Raw genomic sequence first — 25,959 nt, 5'->3', positions numbered from 1 at the left:
TGCGAAGAGCACGCAAATCCGCAATCGTTTAGGGGCGGAGTCGACAGGTCGCAACTCGTCGGCCCGCGGACGAAGGAGGACGGGCCCTGACCGACACCGGCGCCACCGCCACCCAGCAGACCCCCGGACACACCGGACCCCGGCGCACCAGCGGCGCGCCGGTCATCGAAATCGATCACGTCGTCAAGCGCTTCGAGGACTACGTCGCCGTCGCTGACGCCGACTTCTCGATCGGTGCGGGCGAGTTCTTCTCCATGCTCGGCCCCTCCGGCTGCGGAAAGACCACCACCCTGCGCATGATTGCGGGCTTCGAACAGCCCACCGAGGGCGCGATTCGGCTCGAGGGCGTCGACGTATCCCGCGTGCCCCCGCACAAGCGCAACGTCAACACCGTCTTCCAGCATTACGCGCTGTTCCCGCACATGACGGTGTGGGACAACGTGGCGTATGGCCCACGCAGTCAGAAGAAGGACAAGGCGGCGGTGAAGAAGAGTGTCGACGAGATGCTCGAGGTCGTCCGCCTCACCGACTTCGCCCAGCGCAAGCCCGCCCAGCTCTCCGGCGGTCAGCAGCAGCGCGTCGCGCTGGCCCGGGCCCTGGTCAACTACCCCAGCGCACTGCTGCTCGACGAACCGCTCGGCGCCCTGGACCTCAAACTGCGCCATGTCATGCAGTTCGAACTCAAGCGCATCCAGCGCGAGGTCGGCATCACGTTCGTCTACGTGACGCACGACCAGGAGGAAGCGCTCACGATGAGCGACCGGATCGCGGTCATGAACGCAGGCAACGTCGAACAGATCGGCACCCCGACCGATATCTACGACCGTCCGTCGACGGTGTTCGTCGCCGGCTTCATCGGCCAGGCCAACCTGTGGCACGGCCGCCAGACCGGTCGCGTCAACCGCGATTTCGTCGAGGTCGAGGTGCTGGGCACCAAGCTCAAGGCGAAGCCCGGGGACACCACGATCGAGCCCGGCGGTCAGGCCACCCTGATGGTTCGGCCCGAGCGGGTCCGGGTGTCGATAGATCAGCCGACCGGTGACGTCGCGACGGTCGGCGCCAAGGTCGTCGACCTGACCTTCCAAGGGCCGGTGCTGCGTCTATCGATGGCGGTGGCCGACGGCTCCCCGATCGTCGCCCACGTCGGACCGGAGCAGAACCTGCCGATGCTGCGGCCCGGCGACGACGTCCACGTGGCCTGGGCTCCCGACGCGTCGCTGGTGTTGCCTGCGGCGGACATCCCGACCACCGAAGACCTCGAAGAGATGCTCGATGACTCGTAGAAGAACCGATCCCCGCGCTTAGTCCCCCGACCTTCCCCCTACGAAAGGCATTACGGCACATGGCCACAGAGATCGACCCTCGGATCCTTGCCTCGAACGCGTCCCGGCGCCGGTTCATCGGTGGCGGTGCCGCCGCCGCAGCCGCGCTGGTCCTCGGACCTTCCTTCCTCGCAGCGTGTAGCAAGTCCGACAACAAGAGCAGCTCGAGCGGCCCGGCGACCCCATCAGATGACGGCTCCCCGGCCACCGGAAAGCTGCGCATCTCGAACTGGCCGCTGTACATGGCCGACGGTTTCGTCGCGGCGTTCCAGACCGCGACCGGGCTGACCGTCGATTACAAAGAGGACTTCAACGACAACGAGGAGTGGTTCGCCAAGAACAAGGAACCGTTGTCACGCAAGCAGGACATCGGCGCCGATCTGGTGGTGCCCACCCAGTTCCTGGCAGCCCGGCTCAACGGGCTCGGCTGGCTCAACGGGATCAGCGAAAGCCGTTGGACCAACAAGAAAAACATGCGTCCCGACCTGCTCAACGCCAAGGCCGATCCAGGCCGCAAGTTCAGTGCGCCCTATATGTCGGGCATGGTCGGTCTGGCCTACAACCGCGCCGCGACCAACCGCGACATCACCAAGATCGACGACCTCTGGGATCCGGCGTTCCGGGGCAAGGTCAGCCTGCTCGCCGATACTCAGGACGGCCTCGGCATGATCATGCTCTCGCAGGGCAACTCGGTTGAGGACCCGAACATCGATGCCGTCAACAAGGCCGTCGCACTGATCAAACAGCAGAAGGACGCCGGTCAGATCCGCCGGTTTACCGGCAATGACTATGCCGATGACCTGGCATCGGGCAATGTCGTTATCGCCCAAGCCTATTCGGGCGATGTGGTACAGCTGCAGAAGGACAACCCGGACCTGAAGTTCGTGGTGCCCGCCTCCGGCGGCACGACGTTCATCGACACGATGGTGATTCCCTACACCACCCAGAACCAGAAGGCCGCCGAGGCGTGGATCAACTACGTCTACGACCGGGCCAACTACGCCAAGTTGATCGCGCACACCCAGTACGTCCCGGTGTTGACGGATATGACCGACGAGCTCAACAAGATCGACCCGGCCCTGGCCGCCAACCCGCTGGTCAACCCGTCGAAGGCCACCCTGGACAGCCTCAAGACCTGGGCTGCGCTGACCGACCAGCAGACGGACGAGTTCAACAAGGCCTACGCGACCGTCACCGGCGAGTGACGCGATGGCAGGAGTAGCCAGTAGCAATCGGCAGCGGAGCAAGCTCGCGCCCTACCTGATGATCTTGCCCGCCCTCGCGTATCTCGGGGTCTTCTACGTCGTTCCGTTCGTCTCGCTGCTGCGGACGTCGTTGTCGACCATGGGTGGCTCGATCTATCTGCCCGAACTCACCTTCGCATGGGATTTCGGCAACTACGGCGAGGCGCTCAGCGAGTACCGCGAGCAGATCCTGCGGTCATTCGGTTACGCGCTGACCGCGACCGTGCTGTGCCTGCTGTTGGCTTTCCCGCTGGCCTACGTGATCGCCTTCAAGGCGGGGCGGTACAAGAACCTTCTGCTGGGCCTGGTGATCCTGCCGTTCTTCGTGACGTTCCTGATCCGAACCCTGGCGTGGAAAACGATCCTCGCCGACGACGGCTGGGTGGTCCACACATTGGGTTCGGTCGGGCTGCTGCCGTCGGAGGGGCGTCTGCTCTCCACCGGCTGGGCTGTCATCGGCGGGCTGACCTACAACTGGATCATCTTCATGATCCTGCCGCTGTATGTCAGCCTCGAGAAGATCGACGCCCGTCTGCTGGAGGCGTCCCGAGACCTGTACGCCTCCAACCGCAGGATGTTCGGCAAAGTGATCATGCCGCTGGCGATGCCCGGCGTCCTGGCCGGCAGCATGCTGGTGTTCATCCCGTCGGTCGGCGACTTCATCAACGCCGACTACCTGGGCAGCACTCAGACCAGAATGATCGGCAACGTCATCCAGAAGCAGTTCCTGGTGGTCAAGGACTACCCGGCGGCCGCCGCACTGAGCTTCGTGTTGATGGCGCTGATCCTGGTCGGGGTGCTGATCTATACGCGGGCCCTCGGCACTGAGGACCTGGTATGACCACCGAGGCTGGGGCGGCGATCGCGCAGACCATCGACCACGGCGGACTTGCCAAGCCGGGCCGCAATATTCGGGGGAATTTCAAGCTCGGCGATGTGGCCCTGCGGATCATCGCCGGCCTGGTGCTCTGCTATCTGTTCCTGCCGATCCTGGTGATCGTTATCTTCTCGTTCAACAAGCCGGCCGGGAAGTTCAACTACACCTGGCAGGGCTTCACGCTGGACAACTGGGCCGACCCGTTCAAATACCCGGCCCTGACCGAAGCGCTGAAGCTGAGCCTGAACGTCGCCGCGGTGTCGACCCTGATCGCCGGAGTCCTCGGCACGTTGGTCGCGATCGCCCTTGTGCGGCAACGGTTTCGTGGTAGCAAGGCGGTAGACACCTTCCTGGTGCTGCCGCTGACCTCGCCCGAGGTCGTCATGGGCGCCTCGCTGCTCACCCTGTTCCTCGACCTGGGCTGGGCCACCGGATACACCACGATCGTGATCGCGCACGTCGCGTTCGAGATCAGCTTCATCGCGATGACGGTGCGGGCGCGGATCCGTGGCTTCGACTGGACACTCGAGGACGCCTCACTGGATTTGGGCGCCGGGCCGACCCGGACGTTCTTCCGGGTGACGTTGCCGCTGATCGTGCCGGGCATCGTCGCGGCCGCGATGTTGTCGTTCGCGCTGTCGTTGGACGACTTCATCATCACCTATTTCGTCAGCGGCTCGACGGTGACGTACCCGCTGTATGTGAACGCGGCGGTGAAAGCCGCTGTGCCGCCTCAGATCAACGTGCTGGCCACTGCGATCCTGGTGATCAGCCTGATCTTGCTGGGCGTCGGCACTTTGTACCGGCGCAAGCGCGACACCTGAGATCGACACGCGAACCAGCCGGTTCGCTCCGGTAATCGCCGTGGATACGGCATCCTTGGCGGGTGACGGTCGACGCGATACTGGAATCCATCCCACCGCTGGCGGTGTACCTGATCGTCGGTCTGATCATCGGTCTGGAAAGTCTCGGCATTCCCCTGCCGGGCGAGATCGCCTTGGTCAGTGCGGCGTTGCTGGCTTCGCGGCACACTCTGGACATCAGCCCGTTGTGGGTCGGCGCGGCCGCCACGATCGGCGCCATCATCGGCGACTCGATCGGATACTCGATCGGCCGCCGGTACGGCATGGGGCTGTTCGAACGGCTCGGTAAGCGGTTTCCGAAACACTTCGGTCCCGGTCATGTGGCCTTGGCCAAGCAGCTGTTCGCCCGCTGGGGGGTGTGGGCGGTGTTCTTCGGGCGCTTCATCGCGCTGCTGCGGATCCTCGCCGGGCCCTTGGCCGGCGCATTGCGGATGCGCTACGGGCGCTTCCTGGCCGCCAACGCATCCGGTGCGGTCTGCTGGGCCGGCGGCACCACCGCGGTGGTCTACTACCTCGGCTTGGCGGCCGAGAAGTGGTTGTCGCGATTTTCCTGGGTCGCACTGGTCGTCGCGATCATCGTCGGTATCGGGATGACGTTGCTGTTGCGGGAACGGACGAGAAATCTGATCGCCCAGCTCGAGGACGAACACGACTGGGAAACACTGCGCAAGCACGACTGAAATGGGGCAGCTGTGAACTTCCCCCGAGACCGTGGAGGCATCAACAATAGGGATCGAGATGCCAGAGAAACGGAAGAAGTACGACCGGGAGTTCCGTGAGGGTGCTGTCCGGATCGTCGAGGAGACGGGCAAGCCGATCGCGGCGGTCGCGCGTGATCTGGGGGTACACGAGGGCACGCTGGGCAACTGGGTCGCGCGGGCGCGGGAAGCCCGTGAAGGCCGCGGTGAGCTGACCCGCGACGACCTCGACGAGCTCAAGCGCCTGCGCAGCGAGGTCGCGGAGTTGCGGATGGAGCGTGATGTCCTCAAGCGATCCGTGGTCCTGTGGGTGAAGGAGGCGACGAAGTGAGTGTGGCCCGCTTCATCGCCGACCAGAGGACCAAATACCGTGTGCCTCATACATTTACCTGCACATTGTTGGGTGTCGGCGTGTCCTGGTTCTACAAGTGGATCGGCCGTGCGGAGTCGGTTGATGGGGTGCATACCGATACTGATCGGCGCCGTGTCGAGATCGACGATGCGGTCAAGGCAGCGTTCGGGAAGGCCAGGGGACTGCACGGTTCGCCGCGACTGGTGGCTGACCTGCGCGATCTCGGATGGACGGTGTCGGAGAAGACGGTGGCCGACTCGATGCGCCGCCAGGGCCTGGTCGCGCGCCGTATCAAGCGCTGTGGCGGGCTGACCCGCCAGGACAAGACCGCACCGAAATTCCCCGACCTGCTCAAACGGGACTTCGCCGCCGCCGCGGCGAACTGCAAATGGGTGGGTGATATGACCGAGATCCCGACCGAATCCGGGAAGCTGTATCTGGCCACCGTGATCGACCTCTACAGCCGCCGGCTACTCGGTGCGGCGATGGGCCTGCACCCCGACGCCGAGCTGGCGTGCGCGGCCATCCAGATGGCCGTGACAGCCCGCGGTGGCCGTCAGGCGATTTGGCGCGACGACGAGTCGCAGCGGGTCATATTCCACACCGACCGTGGGAGCACCTATACCGCCAAGAGCTTCACGAGGGTGTGTCGGCGGTTGGGTATCCGGCAGTCGATGGGCCGGGTTGGGTCGTGTTTCGACAATGCCGCCGCGGAGGCGTTCTTCTCCTCGCTGGAGTGGGAAGTGCTGTCCCGCAATACCTTCCGTGATACTATCCAGGCGCAGGCTGTGGTCATCGACTGGTGCTACACCTTCTACAACCACCAACGCCGGCACAGTTCGGCAGACGGGTTATCGCCCGTCAACTACGAGATCAGGGAATCCAAGACCGAGCCGGAAGCGGCATAGGAAACCCTCCACGATTTCGGGGGAAGCACAGCTGCCCCATGCCCAGAGCCGGTGTGGAACGCCAGCATTGACCCCATGAACACACCACAACGCGCAGTGAGCGCGATCGCAGACCATCCGACCCTGCCTTCGGGCACCGACGATCGGGTGAGCGGCTTCGGCATCATGGGCCTGCCGTTCGACACCGGACACTATCTGGCGTACCGGGATTTTCCGGCGTCCTCCTTCTCCCCCGCGTACCGCTCGGTGTGGCACCGCGACCCGGCTGATCGATGGACGTTCTACGCCACCACGCCTGCCGAGCAAAGCTGCTCGCGCTACTTCAGTTCGGCCACAACGGTTCCCGCGGTGGAGTGCGACATCACGACCACGTGGACCGACCCCTGGTCTCTTGTGATCACGATTCCCGGGCTGCTGCGCTGGACGGTCGGCATGAGCAGCACACCGGTCACCCGCGCCGTCAGCATGCTCGGCCGCGCCATGCCCGAATGGGCCTGGGGCAATGTGCCGGTGCTCGCGGGTATGGGCCGGATCGCCGGGCCGCTGCTGCGAACGGGCGGGATGCGACTGGCCGGCACCGCGCCGAACGGTCAGAACTTCCGCGTCGCCCCGCGCCAGGTCTGGGCCGTCCGCCGCTCGCGAGCGGTGCTTGACGGTGTCAGCCTCGGCACCGTGGCCCCGCTGGCCAGCCAGAGCCGGTTGGCCGACTTCCGCCTGCCGCAGCGTGGCCTGTGCGTGATCGGCACCGCTCGGTTCGACAGCTTCGATCCGCAACGCCATGCCGCGGCGTGGCAGACCGCGCCAAGAGAACCCGTCAACGCGTGTTAGGGAGCACAATCGAGCGCGTGGCAGCACCGAGGACCCCGACCGGTCCCCCGTCACGAGCACCCAGCCGGGCCGAGATGCTGGCGGCCCTGTCGGTGGCGATCGACCTCGGCCTCGGCCAGCCCGCCGAGCACATGCTGCGGTCCGCCCTGATCGGAACCAGGATCGCCGATCGGCTGGGCCTGGACGCATCCCAGCGCGATTGCGTGTACTACACCACCCTGGTGATGTGGATCGGCTGTCACGCCGACTCGCACGAGTTCGCGAACTGGTTCGGCGACGACATCTCGGTGCGTCGCGACGCCTATCACGTCGATTGGGCCGGGCTGCCCTACTACCGCTTCCTGGTTGCGAACGTCGGCCGCGGTGAACCGATCACCCAGCGGCTGACGTCGATCGCGACGCTGTTCATCAACGCCCGCGGCAACATGTCCGCCCTGATCCACTCGCACTGCACGTCGGCGGCGCTGCTGGCCGACCGCATGGGTCTGGGTGCCGGCGTGCAGAACGCGCTGGGGTTCAGCTTCGAACGCTACGACGGAAGCGGGATGCCCGGCGGGGTCGGTGGTGCCGAGATCCCGATCGAGATGCGGGTGGCCCAGCTCGCCGATATGGCCGAGGTGCACCATCGCACGGGCGGGGTGGGCGCCGCCGTCGACATGGCCAGGCAACGCAGCGGCAAGCAGTTCGACCCGGATGTGGTGGACGCCTTCGCAGCAGACGCGGACGCGATTCTGGCCGGGCCGCCGGCGGGTGAGGTCTGGGAGGCTGCGCTCTCGTGCGCGCCCGATCGCCACGAGCCGTTGCAGCAGCAATCCTTCGACGAACTGCTGATCGCGCTTGGCGACTTTGTGGACTTGAAATGTCCTTTCACACTTGGTCATTCACGTGCGGTGGCGCAATTGGCGGGTGATGCCGCCGAGGCGGTCGGCCTGGCCGCCGATACGGTGACGTTGGTCCGCCGAGCCGGCCACGTCCACGATCTCGGCCGTATCGGTGTCTCCAATCAGGTGTGGTCCAAGCCCGCGACATTGTCCGCGGCGGAGTTCGAACACATGCGGCTGCATCCCTACCTCACCACCCGCATCCTGAGCCGGATCGACGGGCTCGAACCCGTCGCCCAGATCGCCGGGAACCACCACGAATGCATCAACGGAACCGGCTACCCGCGCAGCCTGCCCGGCGCCGCACTCGGCATGCCCGACCGGGTACTGGCCGCAACCGTCGCCTACCAATCGGCTTTGGAGCCAAGGCCATACCGCTCCGCACTGGATCCGGACGCGGCGGCCCGGCGGATCCGCGACCGCGTTCGCGCCGGCGAACTCGACGACGTCGCCGGCGAGGCCGTTCTGCAGGCGGCGGGGCATCGGAGCCGACGCTCGGCCACCCGACCCGACGGCCTCACCCCGCGCGAGATCGAGGTGCTGCGCCTGGTGGCGCAGGGTGCGTCGAACAAGGAGATCGCTGCCGCACTGGTGATCAGCGAGAAGACCGCCCGCAATCATGTCGAACGGACCTACGCCAAGATCGGGGTGTCCAATCGGATCGGTGCGAGCATGTACGCACTGCGTCACGGGCTCACCGAACCGGTGTAGTTGAGGCGGATGCCCCATGATTGCGGCGCCCTTGCCGACGAGCATCATGGATATGACACACAATCCGTCGTCCGCGCACACGCGGACTCGCCGCATCCTCGTCGTGGCCTACGGGGTCGCGAGCTATCTCGTCTTCCTGGTCGCCTTCTGCTACGCCGTCGTCTTCGTCGGGGGCATCCTCGTGCCACGGACGGTCGATCACGGTATCGACGGCGCCTCGTTCGCCGTGGCGCTGGTGATCAACACCCTGCTGCTCGGGCTGTTCGCCGTCCAACACAGCGTGATGGCCAGGCCCGCCTTCAAACGGTGGTGGACGCGCTTCGTGCCGCCCGCCATCGAACGCAGCACCTACGTCCTGCTGGCCAGTCTCGTTCTGCTGCTGCTCTATTGGCAGTGGCGCACGATGCCGGCCGTGATCTGGCAGGTCGATCAGCCTGCGGCCCGGGTGCTGCTGTGGACGCTGTTCGCGGCGGGCTGGGCCACCGTCCTGGCCGCCACCTTCATGATCGATCACTTTGAGCTGTTCGGCCTGCGGCAGGTGTTCGCGGCCTGGCGCGGCTCTCCCCGGCGAGAGACCGGTTTCCGGGCCACCCTGCTATACCGGCTGGTGCGCCACCCACTGATGCTGGGCTTCCTGGTCGCCTTCTGGGCCACGCCCGAGATGACCGCGGGGCACCTGCTGTTCGCGATCGGTACGACGGGCTACATCCTGATCGCTATCCAGATCGAGGAGCGGGACCTCGTGGCCGAGCTCGGCGCGAGCTACCAGGCCTACCGGAACAGCGTGCCGATGCTGGTTCCCGGCATGCGTCCACGGCGGTCATGCCCGGTGACGGGCGCCACGACGGATGGTTTTTCCGGCGCTGCGCACGGGTAACTCAATTTTCGTGGCCGACAACGCGATGAACGGTGCTGTGCGAGCAGCCACGAACAGCAGACCCTTCGAGTTGGCCGCCAGGGCGGGATACAGCATCAGCGGTGTCCTGCACCTGCTGATCGCCTACATCATCGTCCGACTTCCATTCGGCTCGGCCGGAAACGCCGACCAGTCCGGTGCACTGGCAACGCTGGCGGCCCAGCCCGGTGGTGCGGTGGCCCTCTGGCTGGTCGCCGGTGGCCTGGTCGCCATGGCCCTGTGGAGGGGTGCCGAGACGATCCTCGGCTCGCATCCGAGCGAGCCGGGGCGCGAGCACGACGGTCCCTACGACGTCTTCGATCGGATCAAGTCGGGCGGTCTGGCCCTCATCTACGCCGGCATCGCACTGGCCGCGGTGAAGTTCGCCGACGGCGGTGGCGAGTCCAGCAGCCAGCGCAATACCGGTCTCACCGCCCAGTTGCTCCAAACCAGTTGGGGAAAAGCGCTTCTGCTGATCGCAGCCGCGGTGATCATTGGCATCGGCGGCTACCACGTCTACAAAGGGATCTCGACCAAGTTCGAGGAGGACCTGACGGTCAGCGGTGGCGGCCCGTTGATCACGCCGCTGGGCATCGCCGGATACACCGCGAAGGGCATCGTGCTCGGTGGCGCGGGTGTGCTTCTGATCATCGCGACGCTGACCACCGACCCGTCCAAGGGCGCCGGGCTGGACGCCGCGGTCAAGAGTATGGGCGAGGCACCATTCGGCAGGGTGCTGCTCATCGCGGCAGCGGCCGGTTTCGCCGCCTATGGTGCGTATTGCTTTGTCCTCGCGCGCTTCTCGCGGATGTAGTGGACTCCAGCGCGATGGCAGTACGGCTCGGGCGGATCTACGACGAACCCGCGCCCGCCGACGGCGCCCGAGTTCTCGTGGACCGGCTTTGGCCACGCGGTATGAGCAAGGAGCGCGCGCAACTGCAGCACTAGTGCAAGGCCGTCGCTCCGTCGACGGAACTACGCACTTGGTATAACCACGATCCGGCGCTGTTCGACGAGTTCGCTCAGCGCTACCGCGCAGAGCTCGATGAGCCCGAGCGCGCGGCCGCATTCCAGGAGTTGTGTCGGCTCGACGAACGCGGAACGCTCACATTGCTGACTGCCACGAGGGACGTCGCACGTAGTGAGGCGGCTGTTCTGGCCGATCTCATTCGGCGAAATAACGCACCCGGGTGATGTCGCCGCCGGCGTTGCCGAGCTCAGCGATCAGGACTCCCGCTCGCGCGCCGCTGCGCGACGCGGTGATCGACGAACCCGCGGCGATCACCTTGGTCCACGATGCGCCGGCCAGCTCCTCGCTGAAAGCCCCGAACTTCAGTGGGTTTCGTTCGCCACGGGTGATCAGCGCACCGGACCCGAGCGCCCGCCACGCCCGCAACTGGTCGCCGGCGGCCACCGCGTCGAGGAAGCCGCGCACTGTCCGCTTACCCCGGAATCGGGCACCGCGGAATCCGGAGGCGAATCCCAACGATCCGCGCCATCCCTGATTGCGGATCAGCGCGCGGCTCAATTCCAGCGCCTGCGGACCCGCGGCCGCCCCATTACGGGCGAACTGCACCATCATCGCGGGCAGTTCCCAGTAGGCGCGCAGCCGTTCGATACGCCACGCGTCGTCGATCTCGCGGAGGTCGTACCGCAATACGGCTGGGATTCGCATCGTCACCGCCGGCCCCATCCCGACCTCCAGGACGACATCGCGAATGACCGTTGTGTCCGAGACGATGTCGGCTTCGTGATGAAAGACGATCTCGCGCGGGGCGATGAACGTGTCGTAGAACCGCCCGATCTGTTGCGGCCCGACGTGCGGCCGCGATCCGACCGGGTCTTCGACCCGGCCGTCGTCGGTGAACAATCCGACCCAGCCGGCGCGGTCGTGGTCGGCCGCCATCAGCGGGGACCGGTCGACCACATCGATGAGTGCCGAGCGGGACGCGGTCATCAGACGTTGTGCACCAGTTCGACCCCGCGACCACGCATCTCGTCCAGGGCCTCAGCGGTCGAAGTGGGTGCCACCCCGGCCGTAAGGTCAACCAGCACACGGGTTTTGAACCCGTTACGAGTGGCGTCGGCCGCGCTTTGGCGCACACAGTAGTCGGTGGCGATGCCGACGATGTCGACTTCGTCGACTCCTCGGGCGCGAAGCCAGTCGGCCAGCGGGGTGTGGTCGACCACACCTTCGAAGCCGCTGTAGGCCGCGGTGTACGCGCCCTTGTGGAACACCGCCTCGATCGGCGCGGTATTGAGGTCGGGGTGGAAGTCGGCGCCGGATGTGCCTGCCACGCAGTGCCGTGGCCACGAGTCGACGTAGTCGGGCTCGTCGGCGAAATGGCCGCCCGGGTCGAGGTGATAGTCCTTGGTCGCCACCACGTGGTCGTACCCATGGTCACTGGCCAGCAACGCGTTGATGGCCTGCACCACCGCGCCGGCTCCGACCACGGCCAGCGACCCGCCCTCGCAGAAATCGTTCTGTACGTCGACGATGATCAACGCCCGCATCTGCCCACCGTATCTACAGATCCGAAGCTGTCTACCCGCAGTACAGTTCGTAGCGATATGACACTGTTCGACTTTTTCCGAGCCGAGGAGCTGCCGGTGCCGGCGATCACCCCGGCGCAGGCTCATGACATCGTCACGACCCACTTCGGGATCGACGCCGAGGTATCGGCGCTGGGCAGCCAGCAGGACGCCAACTTTCTGCTGAGCGACACCGGCGGCGCCCCGATCGGGGTGCTCAAGATCGCGAACCCGGCGTTCTCCCGCGTCGAGATCGAGGCCCAAGACGCCGCCGCGGCGCACCTGAGCCGGGCCGGGCGCGACGTGCGTGCGGCGACGAATGTCTCGCTCGACGGTGTCGATCCGATCGCCGAGGTGCGCGGCGACGACGGCGTGGTGCTGTACGCCCGGATCATCCGGCACCTCGACGGCGGCGCGTTGAGCGGCGAGCAGTACCTCCCCCCGGTCCGGGTTGCGGCGCTGGGCGCCCTGGCCGGCCGGGCGGTTCAGGCGCTCGCCGACTTCGAGCACCCCGGCGTCGACCGGGTGCTGCAGTGGGACCTGCGCCACGCCCAGCGCACCGTCGAGGCGCTTGCCGGGCACTTCACCGATCCCGCCCGCCGGGAGGCCGTCGAGACCGCGTCGGCCGCGGCCTGGCAGGTGGTCGCCGACCTCGCCGAGGACCTGCCGGTCCAGGTGATCCACGGGGACATCACCGACGACAACGTGGTGTGCGGTCCGCCCGCGGCCGGTCAGTTACCCGACGGTGTCATCGACCTCGGTGACCTCACCCGGTCGTGGACGGTGGGCGAGTTGGCGATCGCGATCTCCTCGCTGCTGCGCCACGAAGGCGGCGAGCCCGTCGCCACCCTGCCCGCCATCGCGGCCTTCCACGCGGTGCGTCCTCTCGCCGCGGCTGAGCTCGAGGCACTGTGGCCGCTGGTGGTGCTGCGGGCGGCGGTGCTCGTGGTCAGCGGCATCCATCAGGTGACGCTCGACGCCGACAACACCTATGCCGCGGACGCGCTGGACTCCGAGTGGCGGATCTTCGAACGGGCCGTCGACGTGCCCGCCGAGGTCATGACCGCGACGATCCGCGCGGCGCTCGGAGCGGCCGAGACCGTCGAGCCGGTGCCGGTGGAGGCCGCCCTGATCCCCGGCCTGGCACCCGCGTCGGTGGCGCGGCTGGATCTGTCCTCGGAGTCCGACGCGATGGATGCCGGCCGGTGGCTGGTCGCCGACTACGAGGACGACCTGGCGGTCAAGGCGCTGGTGGCCGGAGCCGGTGCGGTCGTGACCACGTTCGGTCAGCCCCGCCTCACCCGCTCGGTGCCCCTGCGTCCGCAGTCCACGGCAACCGTCGGCACCGGCATGGACGTGTGGGTCGGCGCACCCACGCCGATCACCGCACCGTGGGCGGGTGTGGTCGATGCCGTCGGTGACGACACCGTCACAGTCACCGGCACCGCCGGAACGGTGCAGGTGCGCGGAGCGGTGCGTATCGACGACACCGTCCAGCCGGGCCACACCGTCGCGGCGGGCGCGGCGCTGGGCAGCGTCGAGGGCCATGCCTGGATCCAGTGGCGTACCCGACCCGACGTCGTGGTCCCCGACTTCGTCCGAGCCGAGTACGCCGCCGGCTGGCTGAGCCTGGTCATGGATCCGAGCCGGCTGCTGGGGTTGCCCGCACCGGCCCCGGCGGCCGACGACAGCGAGGCGCTGTGGCGCCGTCGCGCAGATTCCTTCGCCACGGTCCAGGAGCACTACTACCTCAACCCGCCCCGCATCGAGCGCGGCTGGCGCGAGCACATGGTGGCCACCGATGCCCGCAGCTACCTCGATATGGTCAACAACGTCGCGATCCTTGGCCACGGCCATCCGGTGCTCGCCGACGCCGTCGCGCGCCAGTGGCGGCGACTCAACACCAACTCGCGGTTCAACTACGGCGCGGTCGTGGCGCTCTCGGAGCGGCTGGCCGCCACTCTGCCCGCCCCGCTGGACACGGTGTTCCTGGTGAACTCCGGTTCGGAGGCCGGTGATCTTGCGCTGCGGTTGGCGATGGCCACGACCGGGCGCCACGACGTGGTGTCGATGGCCGAGGCCTACCACGGGTGGACCTACGCCACCGACGCGGTGTCGACGTCGGTGGCCGACAATCCGAACGCACTGGCCACCCGGCCGGGCTGGGTGCACACGGTGCCCTCGCCCAACGCCTACCGCGGCGAGTATCGCGGCGCGGACGCGCAGCGCTATGCGCCTGAGGCGGTCGAGATCATCGAAAGCCTTGCAGCTCAAGGAAATCCGCCAGCGGCATTCATCTGCGAGCCGTTCTACGGCAACGCAGGAGGGATGGCGCTGCCGGACGGTTACCTCAAGGCCGTCTACGCCGCAGTGCGCGCCGCGGGCGGGCTGGCCATCGCCGACGAGGTGCAGGTCGGCTACGGCCGAACCGGCCGGTGGTTCTGGAGCTTTCAGCAGCAGGACGTCATTCCCGACATCGTCACCGTCGCCAAGGCGATGGGCAACGGCCAGCCGCTCGGTGCGGTCATCACCACCCGCGAGATCGCCGAGCGATACCGCACTCAGGGCTACTTCTTCTCCTCCGCCGGGGGCAGCCCGGTCTCGTGCGTGGTCGGCCTGACGGTGCTCGACCTGCTGGAGAAGGAGGGCCTGCAGTCCAACGCGCTGACCGTCGGCGACCACCTGCGGGCACGCATCGAGGAGCTAGCGACCCGCCACCAATTGATCGGCACGGTGCACGGCAGCGGGCTCTACATGGGTGTCGAGCTGGTCCGCGATCGGGAGACCCTGGAACCCGCCGTCTCCGAGACCGCCGCGATCTGCGAGCGGCTGCTCTCCCTCGGTGTCATCGTGCAGCCGACCGGGGACCGGCAGAACGTGCTGAAGGTCAAGCCGCCGATGTGCATCACCCGCGAGTCGGCCGACTACTTCGTCGACATGCTCGACCGAGTGCTGTCCACCGGCTGGTGAATCAGCTCTCCCGACGGGCTGCCAGCCAGTCCCGCTGAGCCCGCACGAACCCCGCATCCACCACCGCGCCGTGGCCGGGCACGTACCGGGCGTCGTCGCCGCCCAGTTCGAGTAGCCGGTCCAGGGCGAGCGGCCACGCCGATAGGTCGGATTCGGCATTGATGGCCGGCTCCGCGGATTCTTCGACCAGGTCGCCGCAGAAGACGACCGGCGTCTCGTCGGCGCCGATGGGCGGCACGACAACGACCAGGTCATGGTCGGTATGGCCTGGTCCGGGTAGTTCCAGGTGCACGCTGCGGCCACCGAGGTCGAGGTTGGCGACCGTGACGACATGGTCGGGCGCGCGGACTCCGGCAATCGCCCGGTCCAGTCGTTCCGGGTCGGTCCCGTACTGCAGGGCGTGGGCCCGAACCGCGTCGATTCCGGTGGTCAGCGCGCGGGCCACTGCCGCAGGCGAATACAGGACGGCCGTACCGAAACCGGCCGAGCCGAGAATGTGGTCGAAGTGGTGGTGGGTCATCACGAGGTCGGTCACTGCGGCACCGGTGAGTTCGACGACATCGTCGGCGATCCGCGCTGCTTCGGAAAGTGTTGTACCGCAATCAATCAGCAAAGTCCGGCGGTCGCCGCGCACCACCCCCACCGTGACGTCGAGGAAGGGCAGCCGGCAGCGGTGTACGCCCTCGGCGAGGGTTTCCCAGTGGAGGTGCATCACAGGAAAGATAGCCCCTGGCCTACGGTGGTAGCGGGCACTTACGTTGCACTGTGTAGCTAAGCGAATTATAGTCCAGACACATGTCCAGACAGTTCGCTGACCGTGTCCGGTTACATACACGATGACATATGCGAGCTCGGCGGGTAACCCGGCCGTATCGGTCATGGACGTTGCAGGAGCGTGAAGATGCGGATTGCGTTGCTGTCCTACCGCAGCAAAACCCACTGTGGCGGGCAGGGCGTCTACGTCCGGCACCTCAGCCGCGGACTGGTCGAACTCGGCCATGACGTCGAGGTGTTCTCCGGCCAGCCCTACCCCGAGATCCTCGATCCCCGGGTTCGGCTGACCAAGGTCCCCAGCCTGGACCTCTACCGCGAACCCGACCCGTTCCGGGTGCCGCGGCCCAGCGAGATCCGCGACCGCTTCGACGCCCTCGAGCTGGCCACCATGTGGACCTCTGGCTTCCCCGAACCTCGCACCTTCAGCCTGCGCGCCGCCCGCCTGCTCGCCGCACGCCTCGACGAGTTCGACGTCGTCCACGACAACCAGTGCCTGGGCACCGGCCTGCTGCGCATCGCCGACATGGGTCTCCCCGTCGTCGCGACCGTGCACCATCCGATCACCAAGGACCGAGTGCTCGATCTGGCCGCCGCCAAGTGGTGGCGAAAGCCGTTGGTGCACAGGTGGTATGGCTTTGCGCAGATGCAGAAGAAGGTCGCCCGCAGCATTCCCGACCTGCTGACGGTGTCCTCGTCGTCGGCCACCGACATCGCCGACGACTTCGGCGTCAGCCCCCAGCAGCTGCGGGTCGTGCCACTCGGCGTGGACACCGAACTGTTCAAGCCGTCGGACCTGCCGCGCGTCCCTGGCCGCATCATCGCCATCTCGAGCGCCGACCGGCCGCTGAAGGGCATCGGGCACCTGCTGCACGCCGTCGCCAGGCTGCGCACCGAACATGACCTCGAGCTGCAGCTGGTGGCCAAGCTCGAGCCGAACGGGCCGACCGAGAAGCTCATCGCCGAACTGGGTATCAGCGATATCGTGCACACCTCCAGCGGACTGTCCGACGAGGAACTCGCCGGCTTGTTCGCCTCGGCCGAAATCGCCTGCATCCCCTCGTTGTACGAGGGTTTCTCGCTGCCCGCGGTGGAAGCCATGGCCAGCGGTACACCAATCGTGGCCAGCCGTGCCGGTGCGCTGCCCGAAGTTCTGGGACCGGACGGCGAATGCGCCGACCTGGTGACGCCGGGCGACGTCAAGGAACTGACCGCTGCGCTCGGCCGCCTGCTGGAATCGCCGGCTCGACGCCAGTGGCTCGGCACCGCTGGCCGGCGCCGGGCGCTCGACGTGTTCAGCTGGGAGTCGGTTGCCGCGCAGACCGTACGGGTCTACGAGCAAGCCATCGCCCGCACCGGGCGACGCATCACCACCACTGTCGAGGCGGTGGACGAATCATGCTGACCGTCGACTACGACCGGCTCGCTGTCGGACCGGGAACCAAATTCATCGATGTCGGTGCCGGCGCCGGACGGCACAGCTTCGAGGCCTACCGGCGTGGTGCCGATGTCATCGCCTTCGACATGGACGCTGAAGGACTGGCCGACGTCGACACCCTGCTGCAGGCGATGGGTGAGGCCGGCGAGGCACCCGCATCGGCCAAGGCACAGGTCGTGGTCGGCGATGCGCTGGCGCTGCCCTACCCGGACGGCGAGTTCGACGTCGTCGTCGCTTCGGAGATCCTCGAGCACGTCCCCGAAGACGACGCCGCCATCGCCGAACTGATCCGCGTCCTCAAGCCGGGCGGCAAACTCGCGGTGACCGTGCCGCGCTGGCTGCCCGAGAAGATCTGCTGGATCCTGTCCGACGAATACCACGCCAACGAGGGTGGCCATATCCGGATTTACAAGGCCGACGAACTACGCGACAAGCTCGTTCGCGGCGGCCTCACGTTCACTCACCTGCATCACGCGCATGCCCTGCACTCGCCGTTCTGGTGGCTCAAATGCGCTGTGGGCGTGGAGAAGCCGAATCACCCGGCGGTCAAGGTCTATCACCAGCTGCTGGTGTGGGACATGATGTCGCGCCCCGCGCTCACGCGGGTGGCCGAGTCCGCGCTCAATCCGCTGGTCGGTAAGAGTGTGGCCCTCTATTTCGAGAAGCCGATCACGAATGACACGCTGGTCTGATCTCGAGGGCGTGCCCGGCGTAGCCGGCGTCCTCACGCCGCAGCAATGCCGCCAGACGGCGGAATCCATTGCGGCCGTGCAGGAATCCTCGGGCGAGATCCCGTGGTCGGAGATCGGCCACACCGACGTGTGGGATCATGTCGAGTGCGCGATGGCCCTGACCACCGCCGGCCTCCTCGAACCCGCCCAGGCCGCCTACGAATGGTGCCGCCGCGAGCAGCGCGCCGACGGCTCCTGGCCCATTCAGTATCGCCGCGGCGTGATCGAGGATGCCAACAGCGACAGCAACTTCTGTGCCTACATCGCGGCCGGCGTCTGGCACCACTATCTGGTGACCGGTGATCGGCGGTTCGCCGAGCACATGTGGCCGACCGTGCGCGCCGGTATCGAGTTCGTCCTGGGCTTGCAGGCCGTCACCGGTGAAATCTATTGGGCGCAGGGACCGTCCGGCGTGCTCGACGAAGCCCTGCTGACTGGCTGCGCGAGCGTGTACCACAGCATCCGCTGCGCGCTGGCGCTCGCCGATCGGATGGACGATCCGCAGCCGGAATGGGAAGTGGCACTGGGACGGCTGGGTCACGCCATCGCCGACCACCCCGACGCCTTCACCGAGAAGCCGCACCACTCGATGGACTGGTACTACCCCATCCTCGGCGGCGCGATGAGCGGCGAGCAGGCACGCGCCCGAATCGCCGGCCGGTGGGATGAATTCGTGGTCGACGGGCTGGGAATCCGCTGCGTCGATGATCGGCCGTGGGTGACGGGCGCCGAGACCTGTGAGTTCGTCATGGCGCTGGACGCCATGGGCGATCGGCAGCGGGCCCTGACCCAATTCGCCGCCATGCAGCACCTGCGCGAGAAGGACGGTTCCTACTGGACCGGCCTGGTTTTCGCCGACGGCAAGCGTTGGCCGGTGGAACGGACCACCTGGACCGCGGCGGCGGTGATCCTGGCCGCCGATGCGCTGTCGTCGACCACCGGTGGCAGCGGCATCTTCCGTTCCGCCGACCTGCCCCGCGGGCTCGAGGGCGACTACGACTGTGAATGCGTCAGGCGCTGACCGGATCCTGCCCGGCAGCCCCGGAGGTGCGTTCGAGCACCCGCAGCGATCCCGTGCAGCCGACCTCGGTGAAGTGACCGGATTCGATTGCGCGGCAATAGATGTTGTACGGCGGGCGGCCGCCGTCGCGCGGGTCCGGGAAGACGTCGTGGATGATCAGCGTGCCGCCGGGGGCAACCCACTTGGCCCAGCCGTCGAAGTCCTGCTGGGCGGCGTTCTCGCTGTGCCCGCCATCGATGAACAGAAGATTCAGGGGCGTGCGCCAGCCGCGGGCGACGACCGGCGACTTGCCGACGACCGCGACGATCGTGTCGTCGAGGTCGGCGGCGTCCAGTGTGCGACGGAAGGTGGGCAGTGTGTCGAAGCGGCCGCTGACCGGATCGACCATCGAGGTGTCGTGGAACTCCCAGCCGGCCTGATGTTCCTCGGAGCCGTGATGATGGTCGACCGTGTACAGCACACTGCCCGTCGCCGCGGCGGCCGCACCCAGCATCACGGTGGACTTGCCGCAGTAGGTGCCGATCTCGACCGCCACGCCCCGATCCAGGTATCGCATGGCCGCGTCGTACAGCGCGCGTCCTTCGTCGGCGGGCATGAAGCCCACGACCTGCTCCGCCAATTCGAAAAGGCGGGAAGTTTGCGCGGCGGCGGTAGTGTCGGTGCGGCTCATGTTCCGAACCTAACCCGTACGCGTGGTCGATGGCCAGCGCGCACCTTGTCGGTGCAGGTCGGTTGTAGTAGCGTCCGGACATGTGTCTGATCCGGTAGCTCGGGAATCGACGCGACGCCGGTTGACAGCTAAGCAGGCAGCTACGGTCGACCGCTTGGGCCGCGCCGCGGTCGAGGTGCTGAGCCGCGAAGGATTCTCGGGCCTGACGATTCGGATGGTGGCCGCCGAGGCGGGGGTCGGGGCAGCTACCGCCTACACCTACTTCTCGTCCAAGGAGCATCTGGTGGCCGAGGTGTTCTGGCGACGGCTGGCCTCGACACCGGCGCCACCTGACGACTCCCCCGACCCGGTCGATCGCGTGGTCGGCGTGCTTCGGCACATCGCACTGCTGGTCGCCGACGAACCGGAACTCGCCGGCGCGGTCACCACCGCGCTGCTGGGCAAGGACCCCGACGTCGAACATCTTCGCTTCCGCATCGGCCGCGAGATCCATCAGCGGCTGAGCACTGCGCTTGGGACACACTGTGATTCGGACGTCATCGAGTCGCTCGAGCAGCTCTATGCCGGCGCCCTCGTGCGGGCCGGCATGGGATACGCGTCCTACACCGAGATCGCCAGCCGGCTCGAGGCGTCGGCACGTCTCCTGCTGACCTGACGTTTCAACCCGTCGTGGCCCGGGCATGACCACCAGGTGGATGTCGACCATCCTGAGTCCGACCAGAGGTGGAACGCAGCGGCCCGTTCCGAGACCGAGGCTGAGCGGCTGGACCGCAATTGGTCCAACCTTCTCCAGGAGCTTCGCGTCACGCAGACCGGCGTTCAGTTGCTCACCGGCTTCCTGCTGACGCTGCCCTTCCAGAACCGGTTCACGACCTTGAGTTCCGAGCTTCGTGCGGTGTACCTGGCCACCGTCATCTGCTCGCTCGCGGCGACGGTCCTGCTGGTCGCACCGGTCGGCATGCATCGACTGCTGTTCCGCAGGCACAAGCTGCGTCCCCTGGTGGCGATCGCGCATCGATTCGCGTTCTGCGGGCTTCTCCTGCTGGGTGCAGCGCTGACCGGCGTCGCGATCGTGGTGTTCGGGACGGTATTGGGCGAAGATGCCGGAGTGCTCGCCGGCATCGTGACCGCCGCCGTGATGCTGGCTGCCTGGGTGGCGTTTCCGTTGTGGATGCGCCGCCTCGACAGCTGAGGCCACGGGTTTGACCGCGCAGCCGGTAGGGAACACCCGCGCCATGTTGATTCGCAGAGTTGCCCGGCCCATGTTGGCGGCGGTGTTCATCGGTCAAGGAATCGAAGCCCTGAAAAGCCCCAAACCGGCGGCCGAAGCCGCCCGCCCAACTCTCGAAGGCCTGCAGAAGCTGCCGGAGCCCGTCAGCGCCAATGTGCCCAACGACCCCGAGACGCTGGCGAAGATCACCGCCGCGGTCCAGATCGGTGGCGGAGTGCTGCTGGCATCCGGCCGGCTGCCCCGAATCGCGTCAGCCGCGTTGGCCGCCACCGTGATTCCGGCCAACCTCGGCGCGCACATGTTCTGGGATGAGCCCGACCAACAGCTCAAGGCCGAGAAGCGCCGCGCGTTCCTGACCGATCTGAGCCTGCTCGGCGGACTGATCATCGCCTCGGCCGACACCGCCGGGAAGCCGTCGCTCGGCTGGCGTGGGCGCCGCGCGGCCCGCAAGGTCAGCGATGCCGTTTCGGGAAGCCTGCCCGGGTCGAGTCACAGCCTGCTGGACAACGATCTGCTGGATCGGGTCGGTCCCAAGGTCGGCCATGGCCTTCAGGTGGGCGCCGAGCGCGGCCGTGAGCTGGCCTTGACCGCCGGCGAGCGCGCTGCTCCGCTGCTGGAGACTGCCCGCAAGCGTGGCGCCGAGCTCGCCGAGATCGCCCGCGAACGGGGTGCGGAGCTGGCCGACGTTGCCAGTGAGCGCGGCGCCGAATTCGCGGAGATCGCCCGTAAGCGCGGAGCCGACCTGGCCGATGTGGCCAGTGAGCGTGGTGCGGAGCTGGCCGAGGTCGCCCGGAAGCGCAGTGCGGACTTCGTCGACGTCGCCCGGGACCAGGGCGGTGAATTGGTCGACACCACGCGCGCCCGGGCCAAGAAGGCGAACAAGAAAGCCAAGAAGGAAGCGAAGAAGCTCTCTCAGCGCTGACTTTCGGATCACGCCACCGCGAAGCCTCTGCTGTACCCGGCCCGGAGGGTAGATTGAGCCGGACTGATTTCAGCGGGAGGAGCGAGCAATGACCACCGGTGACAACGATCCCAACGCCTACGGCCCGCCCGGCGGCTATCCCCCGCCGCCTCCGACGGGTCAGCCGGGGAGCTATCCCCCGCCGCCGTCGGGTTATCCCCCGCCGCCACCCGGTCAGCCCGGCGGGTATGCGCCGCCGCCACCCCCGCAGGATCCCTACGGTCAGCACGGTTATGGCGGTGGCTACCCGCCGCCGGTGCCGGCTGGTGGCCAGCCGGGCGGGCTCGGGTTGCGGTTCGCCGCGCGGTTCATCGACGGCATCATCGTGGCCATTGTGTCCTTCGTGCTCGCCCTGCTTCTCCACGCAACGAGCAATATCCTTGTGACTGGCCTGTTTTCGGGTGTCTTGACGTTCGTCTACTTCGTGGCGTTCGAGGTGACGCAGGGCTGGACGCCGGGCAAGAAGATCCTCGGCCTGTCCGTCCATGGCCCCGGTGGCGCGCCGAAGCCGGACGTCCAGCAGTCGGCGATCCGCAACTCGTTCACGCTGCTGTCGGTGATTCCGTACATCGGCGGCCTGCTGGCCGTGATCGCCTACATCGTGATCGCGGTGACCATCAACGGCAGCCCGACCAAGCAGGGCAAGCACGACGAGCTCGCAGGCGGAACGCAGGTCGTCAAGAACTGAGCGCCACGCTCAGATCACCAGGCCGAGCAGCAGCACGACGATCAGGCCGGTCACTGACAGCACTGTCTCCATCAGTGACCAGGTCTTGATCGTCTGCCCAACGCTGATCCGGAAATACTGGTTCACCAACCAGAATCCGGCGTCGTTGACGTGGGAGAAGAACAGCGAACCGGCTCCCACGGCCAGCACCACCAGTGACACCTGACCGCTGCTGAGGCCTTGGACCAGTTCGAGCACCAGCGCGGAGGCCGTGATCGTCGCGACCGTCGCCGAGCCGGTCGCCAGGCGGATCAGCACTGCCAGCACCCAGGCCAGGATGACCACTGAGATGTGCACGTCCTTGGCCCAGTCGGCCAGCAGGGTGCCGATCCCGCTGTCGACCAGAACCTGCTTGAACCCGCCGCCCGCGGCGACGATCAGGATGATCCCGGCGACCGGCGGCAGGCCCGATTCGACGCACTTCATCACGTCGGCGCGCGACATGCCCGCGCCCCTGCCCAAGGTGAAGATGCCGACGATGACCGCGATCAGCAGCGCGACCAGCGGGGTGCCCAGCACGTCGAAAGTGATTCGGAACCATTGATTCTCGTCGTCGATGAAGATGTCGACGAGCGCTTTGCCGAGCATCAGCACGACAGGCAGCAGCACGCTGAACAGCGTCACCCCGAACGACGGGCGGCGGTTGCCGCGGTTCTCGTCGGGAATCACCTCGCCTTCCGGACCCGCCTCGCGCAACGCGGCCGCACCGGAGGTGAATGTGTCGGGTGCTTCGACGACAACCCAGCGTCCGGCCAGCTTGCCGAACAGCGGGCCGGCGACGATGATCGTCGGAATCGCAACGGCCACACCGAGAGCCAGCGTCAGGCCGAGGTCGGCGTGCAGGAGGTCGATCGCGGTAAGCGGACCCGGGTGCGGCGGCACGAAACCGTGCATCGCGGAAAGACCTGCCAGCGCGGGGATTCCGACGGTGATCAGCGAGAGCTGCGAGCGGCGCGACACCAGGTAGATCACCGGCATCAACAGGACCAGACCGATCTCGAAGAACATCGGCAGACCGATGATCGCACCCACCAACGCCATCGCCCACGGCAGTGCCCTTGGCGAAGCGTGGCCGACGATGGTGTCGACGATCTCGTCGGCGCCCCCGGAATCGGCCAGGAGTTTGGCGAACATGGCACCCAGGGCGATCAGGATGCCGACTCCGGCGGCGGTGGAACCGAAGCCGTCGCTGAACGACTTGAGCACCTTCTCGAGGTTCTCGCCCGCGACGATGCCGACGGTCAGGGCGCCGAAGATCAACGACAGGAAGGGATGCAGGTGCACCACGGTGATCAGGACGACGATCACGGCGATACCGGCGAGGAAGGCCAGGATGAGCTGCCACCCCGGCGCGACCGGGGTCGCCAGTTTGGGTGCTTCGGCCAGGATGGCGGTATAGGTGTTCATCGGCGTCACTTTCCTGATGTACGGGATACGTAGCTGTCGACGATCGAATCGATGCTCTGATCGACATCGATGCTGATGCCTTCTTCATCGGCATCGAGGGGTTCCAGGGTGTCGAATTGCGAGGCCAGCAGGGTCGCCGGCATGAAATGGCCTGGCCTACTTGCCTGCCGGCGCGCGATGACCTCGGCGGTGCCGCGCAGATGCAGGAACCTGACACCGGCACAGTGCCGCCGCAGCTGATCGCGATACTTGCGCTTGAGCGCCGAACAGCTCATCACGCCACCGTCTGCGTGTGCGGCCAGCCACTCCCCGATGGACTCCAGCCACGGGTAGCGGTCGTCATCGTCGAGCGGGTGGCCGGCGGTCATCTTGGCGATGTTGGCCGGCGGGTGGAAGTCGTCGGCGTCGGCGAAGGGCACGCGCAGACGTTGCGCAAGCGCCGCGCCGACGGTTGATTTCCCCGAGCCGGACACCCCCATGACGACGACGGGTGAGGTCATGCTTGCGTCTACCCTGCTGTTCGGCATGTCACACAGCATCCATCAATAGTCATACGATTGCAATACCAAATCGTGATCAATCTGTTTATATCGCCGCATGCACCAGATATGACAACATGTATGGGTGTCTACCGAGCCAATGGTCAGCGAGCTGCACAGCAGCGTGCTGACCGCGCTCGGTGAGGCCATCGTCTCCGGGCGCTATCAGACGGGGCATGTGTTGACCCTCGACGGTGTCAGCGCCGACTACGGTGTCTCGCGTTCGGTGGCCCGGGAGGCCATCCGGGTGCTGGAGTCCATGCGGATGGTCGCTCCGCGCCGTCGCGTCGGCATTACGATTCAGCCGTCGAGCAAGTGGAATGTGTTCGACCCCAGGGTGATTCGCTGGCGGTTGGATGTCGGCGACCGGTCCGCACAGTTGATGTCGCTGTCGGAGTTACGCCGCGGATTCGAACCGGCCGCAGCCGCACTGGCCGCGCGACGGGCCGATCCGCATCAGTGTCGGATCATGGCGGCTGCCGTGTCCGACATGGTGGTGCACGGCCGCTCCGGCGATTTGGAGTCGTACCTGTTGGCGGACAAGATCTTTCACCGGACCTTGCTGGAGGCCAGCGGTAACGAGATGTTTCGCGCGCTCAACGATGTGGTCGCCGAGGTACTCGGCGGGCGGACGCACCGCGGCATGATGCCCGATCGGCCCAACCCCGCCGCGATCGAACTGCACGATGAGGTGGCACGCGCGATTCGGATGCGCGACGAGGCCGGTGCCGAGCGCGCGATGCGGGCGATCATCGACGAATCGGCTGCCGCGCTCGCGGGTGACCTGTCGGCTCAGCCGGGAAATTAGCCTGCGACGCTAGGACGCTTCCGGCTGCACGTGGAAGTACATCATCAAACCTTCGACCTTGGTCACCGTCACGAGCTGCCGCCTCGTCTCACCGTCGGCCGTGACGTCACAGTGTGCCTCCGCGCCCTGCTTTCCCTCCAGGCCGCCATCGCAGTCGGCCGAATCGACAGTGACTTTTGCCGACTCCGACACCGTCTTCGCCACCAGCTTGTCCAGCTGCTCCTTCGATGCGGCAGGAATCATGCTGTAGCTGACCTTCTCGCCGTCGATCTTGGTCGCGGTCACGATGACGTCGAAGCTGTCGGCACCGTTCAACAACAACTCGCAGCGGGTGGTCTTGCCGACAACGCCCGGCAGATTCTCCTTGCACGTCACTGTTTGCGGCTTCTCGCCGGCCTGTTGCAGCCGTTGGGTGATGTCTTTCTCGAGATCTGTTCTCGACACGGACAGACCGCCGGTACTGGCGTGGAAAGAACACCCGCTCAGCGCAGCCGCCGTGAGGCCGACGGCTGCCAACGTGGCGCCAACCCGGGTCGAGAGCATCGAAGCAAGATACCAAGTGGTTGACTGTCGA

27 protein-coding genes and 1 pseudogene are annotated in these 25,959 nt (G+C 66.7%); 21 read left to right on the top strand and 7 right to left on the bottom strand.

Features of this window, described 5'->3' with window-relative positions; genetic code table 11:
* Positions 1 to 164 precede the first annotated feature (164 nt).
* The 12 genes and pseudogenes from K0O64_RS14410 (at position 165) to K0O64_RS14355 (ending at position 10,773) form a co-directional block, all read left to right on the top strand.
* Positions 165 to 1,283, top strand: coding sequence for an ABC transporter ATP-binding protein (locus K0O64_RS14410; protein WP_096311460.1), 1,119 nt, complete (start codon positions 165 to 167; stop codon positions 1,281 to 1,283).
* A gap of 59 nt (positions 1,284 to 1,342) precedes the next feature.
* Positions 1,343 to 2,527 carry a polyamine ABC transporter substrate-binding protein gene (locus K0O64_RS14405; RefSeq protein ID WP_096311459.1) on the top strand — a complete coding sequence of 395 codons (1,185 nt, stop codon included), beginning with the start codon at positions 1,343 to 1,345 and terminating at the stop codon, positions 2,525 to 2,527.
* A gap of 4 nt (positions 2,528 to 2,531) precedes the next feature.
* The gene (locus K0O64_RS14400; protein WP_096311458.1) at positions 2,532 to 3,407 is read left to right on the top strand and encodes an ABC transporter permease; all 876 of its coding nucleotides are present in this window, start codon (positions 2,532 to 2,534) and stop codon (positions 3,405 to 3,407) included.
* Positions 3,404 to 4,267, top strand: coding sequence for an ABC transporter permease (locus K0O64_RS14395; RefSeq protein ID WP_071944843.1), 864 nt, complete (start codon positions 3,404 to 3,406; stop codon positions 4,265 to 4,267). The genes K0O64_RS14400 and K0O64_RS14395 overlap by 4 nt, the downstream gene beginning before the upstream one ends.
* 62 nt (positions 4,268 to 4,329) lie before the next feature.
* The gene (locus tag K0O64_RS14390; RefSeq protein WP_071944845.1) at positions 4,330 to 4,986 is read left to right on the top strand and encodes a DedA family protein; all 657 of its coding nucleotides are present in this window, start codon (positions 4,330 to 4,332) and stop codon (positions 4,984 to 4,986) included.
* Between the two features lie 58 nt (positions 4,987 to 5,044).
* Positions 5,045 to 5,335 carry a transposase gene (locus K0O64_RS14385; RefSeq protein ID WP_096310540.1) on the top strand — a complete coding sequence of 97 codons (291 nt, stop codon included), beginning with the start codon at positions 5,045 to 5,047 and terminating at the stop codon, positions 5,333 to 5,335.
* Positions 5,332 to 6,264, top strand: a complete 933-nt coding sequence (locus tag K0O64_RS14380; RefSeq protein WP_096311457.1) for an IS3 family transposase — start codon at positions 5,332 to 5,334, stop codon at positions 6,262 to 6,264. The genes K0O64_RS14385 and K0O64_RS14380 overlap by 4 nt, the downstream gene beginning before the upstream one ends.
* 66 nt (positions 6,265 to 6,330) lie before the next feature.
* A complete protein-coding gene (locus tag K0O64_RS14375; RefSeq protein WP_425574798.1) occupies positions 6,331 to 7,092 on the top strand; it encodes a hypothetical protein in 762 nt (253 codons plus the stop codon).
* A gap of 74 nt (positions 7,093 to 7,166) precedes the next feature.
* A complete protein-coding gene (locus tag K0O64_RS14370) occupies positions 7,167 to 8,684 on the top strand; it encodes an HD domain-containing phosphohydrolase (protein ID WP_071944849.1) in 1,518 nt (505 codons plus the stop codon).
* A 52-nt stretch (positions 8,685 to 8,736) separates the two neighbouring features.
* A complete protein-coding gene (mddA, locus tag K0O64_RS14365) occupies positions 8,737 to 9,561 on the top strand; it encodes a methanethiol S-methyltransferase (RefSeq protein WP_071949852.1) in 825 nt (274 codons plus the stop codon).
* A 10-nt stretch (positions 9,562 to 9,571) separates the two neighbouring features.
* Entirely contained in the window at positions 9,572 to 10,393 is an 822-nt protein-coding gene (locus K0O64_RS14360) for a DUF1206 domain-containing protein (RefSeq protein WP_096311456.1), read from the top strand.
* Between the two features lie 14 nt (positions 10,394 to 10,407).
* Positions 10,408 to 10,773: pseudogene (locus K0O64_RS14355) on the top strand (DUF488 domain-containing protein).
* Here the strand turns inward: K0O64_RS14355 and K0O64_RS14350 are convergent.
* Entirely contained in the window at positions 10,745 to 11,536 is a 792-nt protein-coding gene (locus K0O64_RS14350; RefSeq protein ID WP_071944851.1) for a ketosteroid isomerase family protein, read from the bottom strand. The pseudogene K0O64_RS14355 and the gene K0O64_RS14350 overlap by 29 nt on opposite strands.
* Positions 11,536 to 12,093 carry a nicotinamidase gene (locus K0O64_RS14345; protein WP_071944853.1) on the bottom strand — a complete coding sequence of 186 codons (558 nt, stop codon included), beginning with the start codon at positions 12,091 to 12,093 and terminating at the stop codon, positions 11,536 to 11,538. The genes K0O64_RS14350 and K0O64_RS14345 overlap by 1 nt, the downstream gene beginning before the upstream one ends.
* 57 nt (positions 12,094 to 12,150) lie before the next feature.
* Between K0O64_RS14345 and K0O64_RS14340 the strand changes: the two genes are divergently transcribed.
* Positions 12,151 to 15,081: an aminotransferase gene (locus K0O64_RS14340; RefSeq protein ID WP_071944855.1), complete on the top strand. Its 2,931-nt coding sequence runs from the start codon at positions 12,151 to 12,153 to the stop codon at positions 15,079 to 15,081.
* Between the two features lies 1 nt (position 15,082).
* On the opposite strand, the gene K0O64_RS14335 is transcribed toward K0O64_RS14340, so the two are convergent.
* Positions 15,083 to 15,793: an MBL fold metallo-hydrolase gene (locus K0O64_RS14335; RefSeq protein WP_071944857.1), complete on the bottom strand. Its 711-nt coding sequence runs from the start codon at positions 15,791 to 15,793 to the stop codon at positions 15,083 to 15,085.
* A gap of 189 nt (positions 15,794 to 15,982) precedes the next feature.
* Here K0O64_RS14335 and manT point away from each other — a divergent pair, with 189 nt between their 5' ends.
* The 3 genes from manT to mmpH are packed head-to-tail and all read left to right on the top strand — an operon-like array spanning position 15,983 to position 19,042.
* Positions 15,983 to 17,257 carry an MMP alpha-(1->4)-mannosyltransferase gene (manT, locus tag K0O64_RS14330; protein ID WP_071949854.1) on the top strand — a complete coding sequence of 425 codons (1,275 nt, stop codon included), beginning with the start codon at positions 15,983 to 15,985 and terminating at the stop codon, positions 17,255 to 17,257.
* Positions 17,251 to 17,982 carry a class I SAM-dependent methyltransferase gene (locus tag K0O64_RS14325; RefSeq protein WP_071944859.1) on the top strand — a complete coding sequence of 244 codons (732 nt, stop codon included), beginning with the start codon at positions 17,251 to 17,253 and terminating at the stop codon, positions 17,980 to 17,982. The genes manT and K0O64_RS14325 overlap by 7 nt, the downstream gene beginning before the upstream one ends.
* Positions 17,966 to 19,042, top strand: coding sequence for an MMP endo-(1,4)-3-O-methyl-alpha-D-mannosidase (gene mmpH, locus K0O64_RS14320; protein WP_071944861.1), 1,077 nt, complete (start codon positions 17,966 to 17,968; stop codon positions 19,040 to 19,042). The genes K0O64_RS14325 and mmpH overlap by 17 nt, the downstream gene beginning before the upstream one ends.
* Here mmpH and K0O64_RS14315 read toward each other — a convergent pair.
* Entirely contained in the window at positions 19,032 to 19,712 is a 681-nt protein-coding gene (locus K0O64_RS14315) for a class I SAM-dependent methyltransferase (protein WP_071944863.1), read from the bottom strand. The genes mmpH and K0O64_RS14315 overlap by 11 nt on opposite strands.
* 82 nt (positions 19,713 to 19,794) lie before the next feature.
* Here K0O64_RS14315 and K0O64_RS14310 point away from each other — a divergent pair, with 82 nt between their 5' ends.
* The 4 genes from K0O64_RS14310 to K0O64_RS14295 all read left to right on the top strand — a co-directional run bounded on the left by K0O64_RS14310 (position 19,795) and on the right by K0O64_RS14295 (position 22,592).
* The gene (locus K0O64_RS14310) at positions 19,795 to 20,367 is read left to right on the top strand and encodes a TetR family transcriptional regulator (protein ID WP_071944865.1); all 573 of its coding nucleotides are present in this window, start codon (positions 19,795 to 19,797) and stop codon (positions 20,365 to 20,367) included.
* A gap of 36 nt (positions 20,368 to 20,403) precedes the next feature.
* Positions 20,404 to 20,904 carry a DUF6328 family protein gene (locus tag K0O64_RS14305; RefSeq protein ID WP_071944867.1) on the top strand — a complete coding sequence of 167 codons (501 nt, stop codon included), beginning with the start codon at positions 20,404 to 20,406 and terminating at the stop codon, positions 20,902 to 20,904.
* A gap of 43 nt (positions 20,905 to 20,947) precedes the next feature.
* The gene (locus tag K0O64_RS14300) at positions 20,948 to 21,865 is read left to right on the top strand and encodes a DoxX family protein (protein WP_071944869.1); all 918 of its coding nucleotides are present in this window, start codon (positions 20,948 to 20,950) and stop codon (positions 21,863 to 21,865) included.
* An 88-nt stretch (positions 21,866 to 21,953) separates the two neighbouring features.
* The gene (locus K0O64_RS14295) at positions 21,954 to 22,592 is read left to right on the top strand and encodes an RDD family protein (protein ID WP_083542626.1); all 639 of its coding nucleotides are present in this window, start codon (positions 21,954 to 21,956) and stop codon (positions 22,590 to 22,592) included.
* 9 nt (positions 22,593 to 22,601) lie between these two features.
* On the opposite strand, the gene K0O64_RS14290 is transcribed toward K0O64_RS14295, so the two are convergent.
* Together K0O64_RS14290 and K0O64_RS14285 are read right to left on the bottom strand one after the other, a co-directional pair.
* Complete coding sequence (locus K0O64_RS14290) at positions 22,602 to 24,038, bottom strand: GntP family permease (protein ID WP_220046451.1); 1,437 nt, start codon at positions 24,036 to 24,038, stop codon at positions 22,602 to 22,604.
* A 5-nt stretch (positions 24,039 to 24,043) separates the two neighbouring features.
* Positions 24,044 to 24,538, bottom strand: coding sequence for a gluconokinase (locus K0O64_RS14285; protein WP_096311453.1), 495 nt, complete (start codon positions 24,536 to 24,538; stop codon positions 24,044 to 24,046).
* A gap of 139 nt (positions 24,539 to 24,677) precedes the next feature.
* Between K0O64_RS14285 and K0O64_RS14280 the strand changes: the two genes are divergently transcribed.
* On the top strand, positions 24,678 to 25,385 hold the full coding sequence (locus tag K0O64_RS14280) for a FadR/GntR family transcriptional regulator (RefSeq protein ID WP_425574797.1): 708 nt from the start codon (positions 24,678 to 24,680) through the stop codon (positions 25,383 to 25,385).
* 9 nt (positions 25,386 to 25,394) lie between these two features.
* Here the strand turns inward: K0O64_RS14280 and K0O64_RS14275 are convergent, their stop codons facing one another.
* Positions 25,395 to 25,928: a DUF4333 domain-containing protein gene (locus K0O64_RS14275; protein WP_071944875.1), complete on the bottom strand. Its 534-nt coding sequence runs from the start codon at positions 25,926 to 25,928 to the stop codon at positions 25,395 to 25,397.
* Positions 25,929 to 25,959: the final 31 nt, after the last annotated feature.

This window comes from Mycolicibacterium pallens (assembly GCF_019456675.1).
GTDB lineage: Bacteria > Actinomycetota > Actinomycetes > Mycobacteriales > Mycobacteriaceae > Mycobacterium > Mycobacterium crocinum.
The sequence above is the reverse complement of the archived record's forward strand: the minus strand, read 5'-3'. Positions and strand labels throughout refer to the sequence as shown.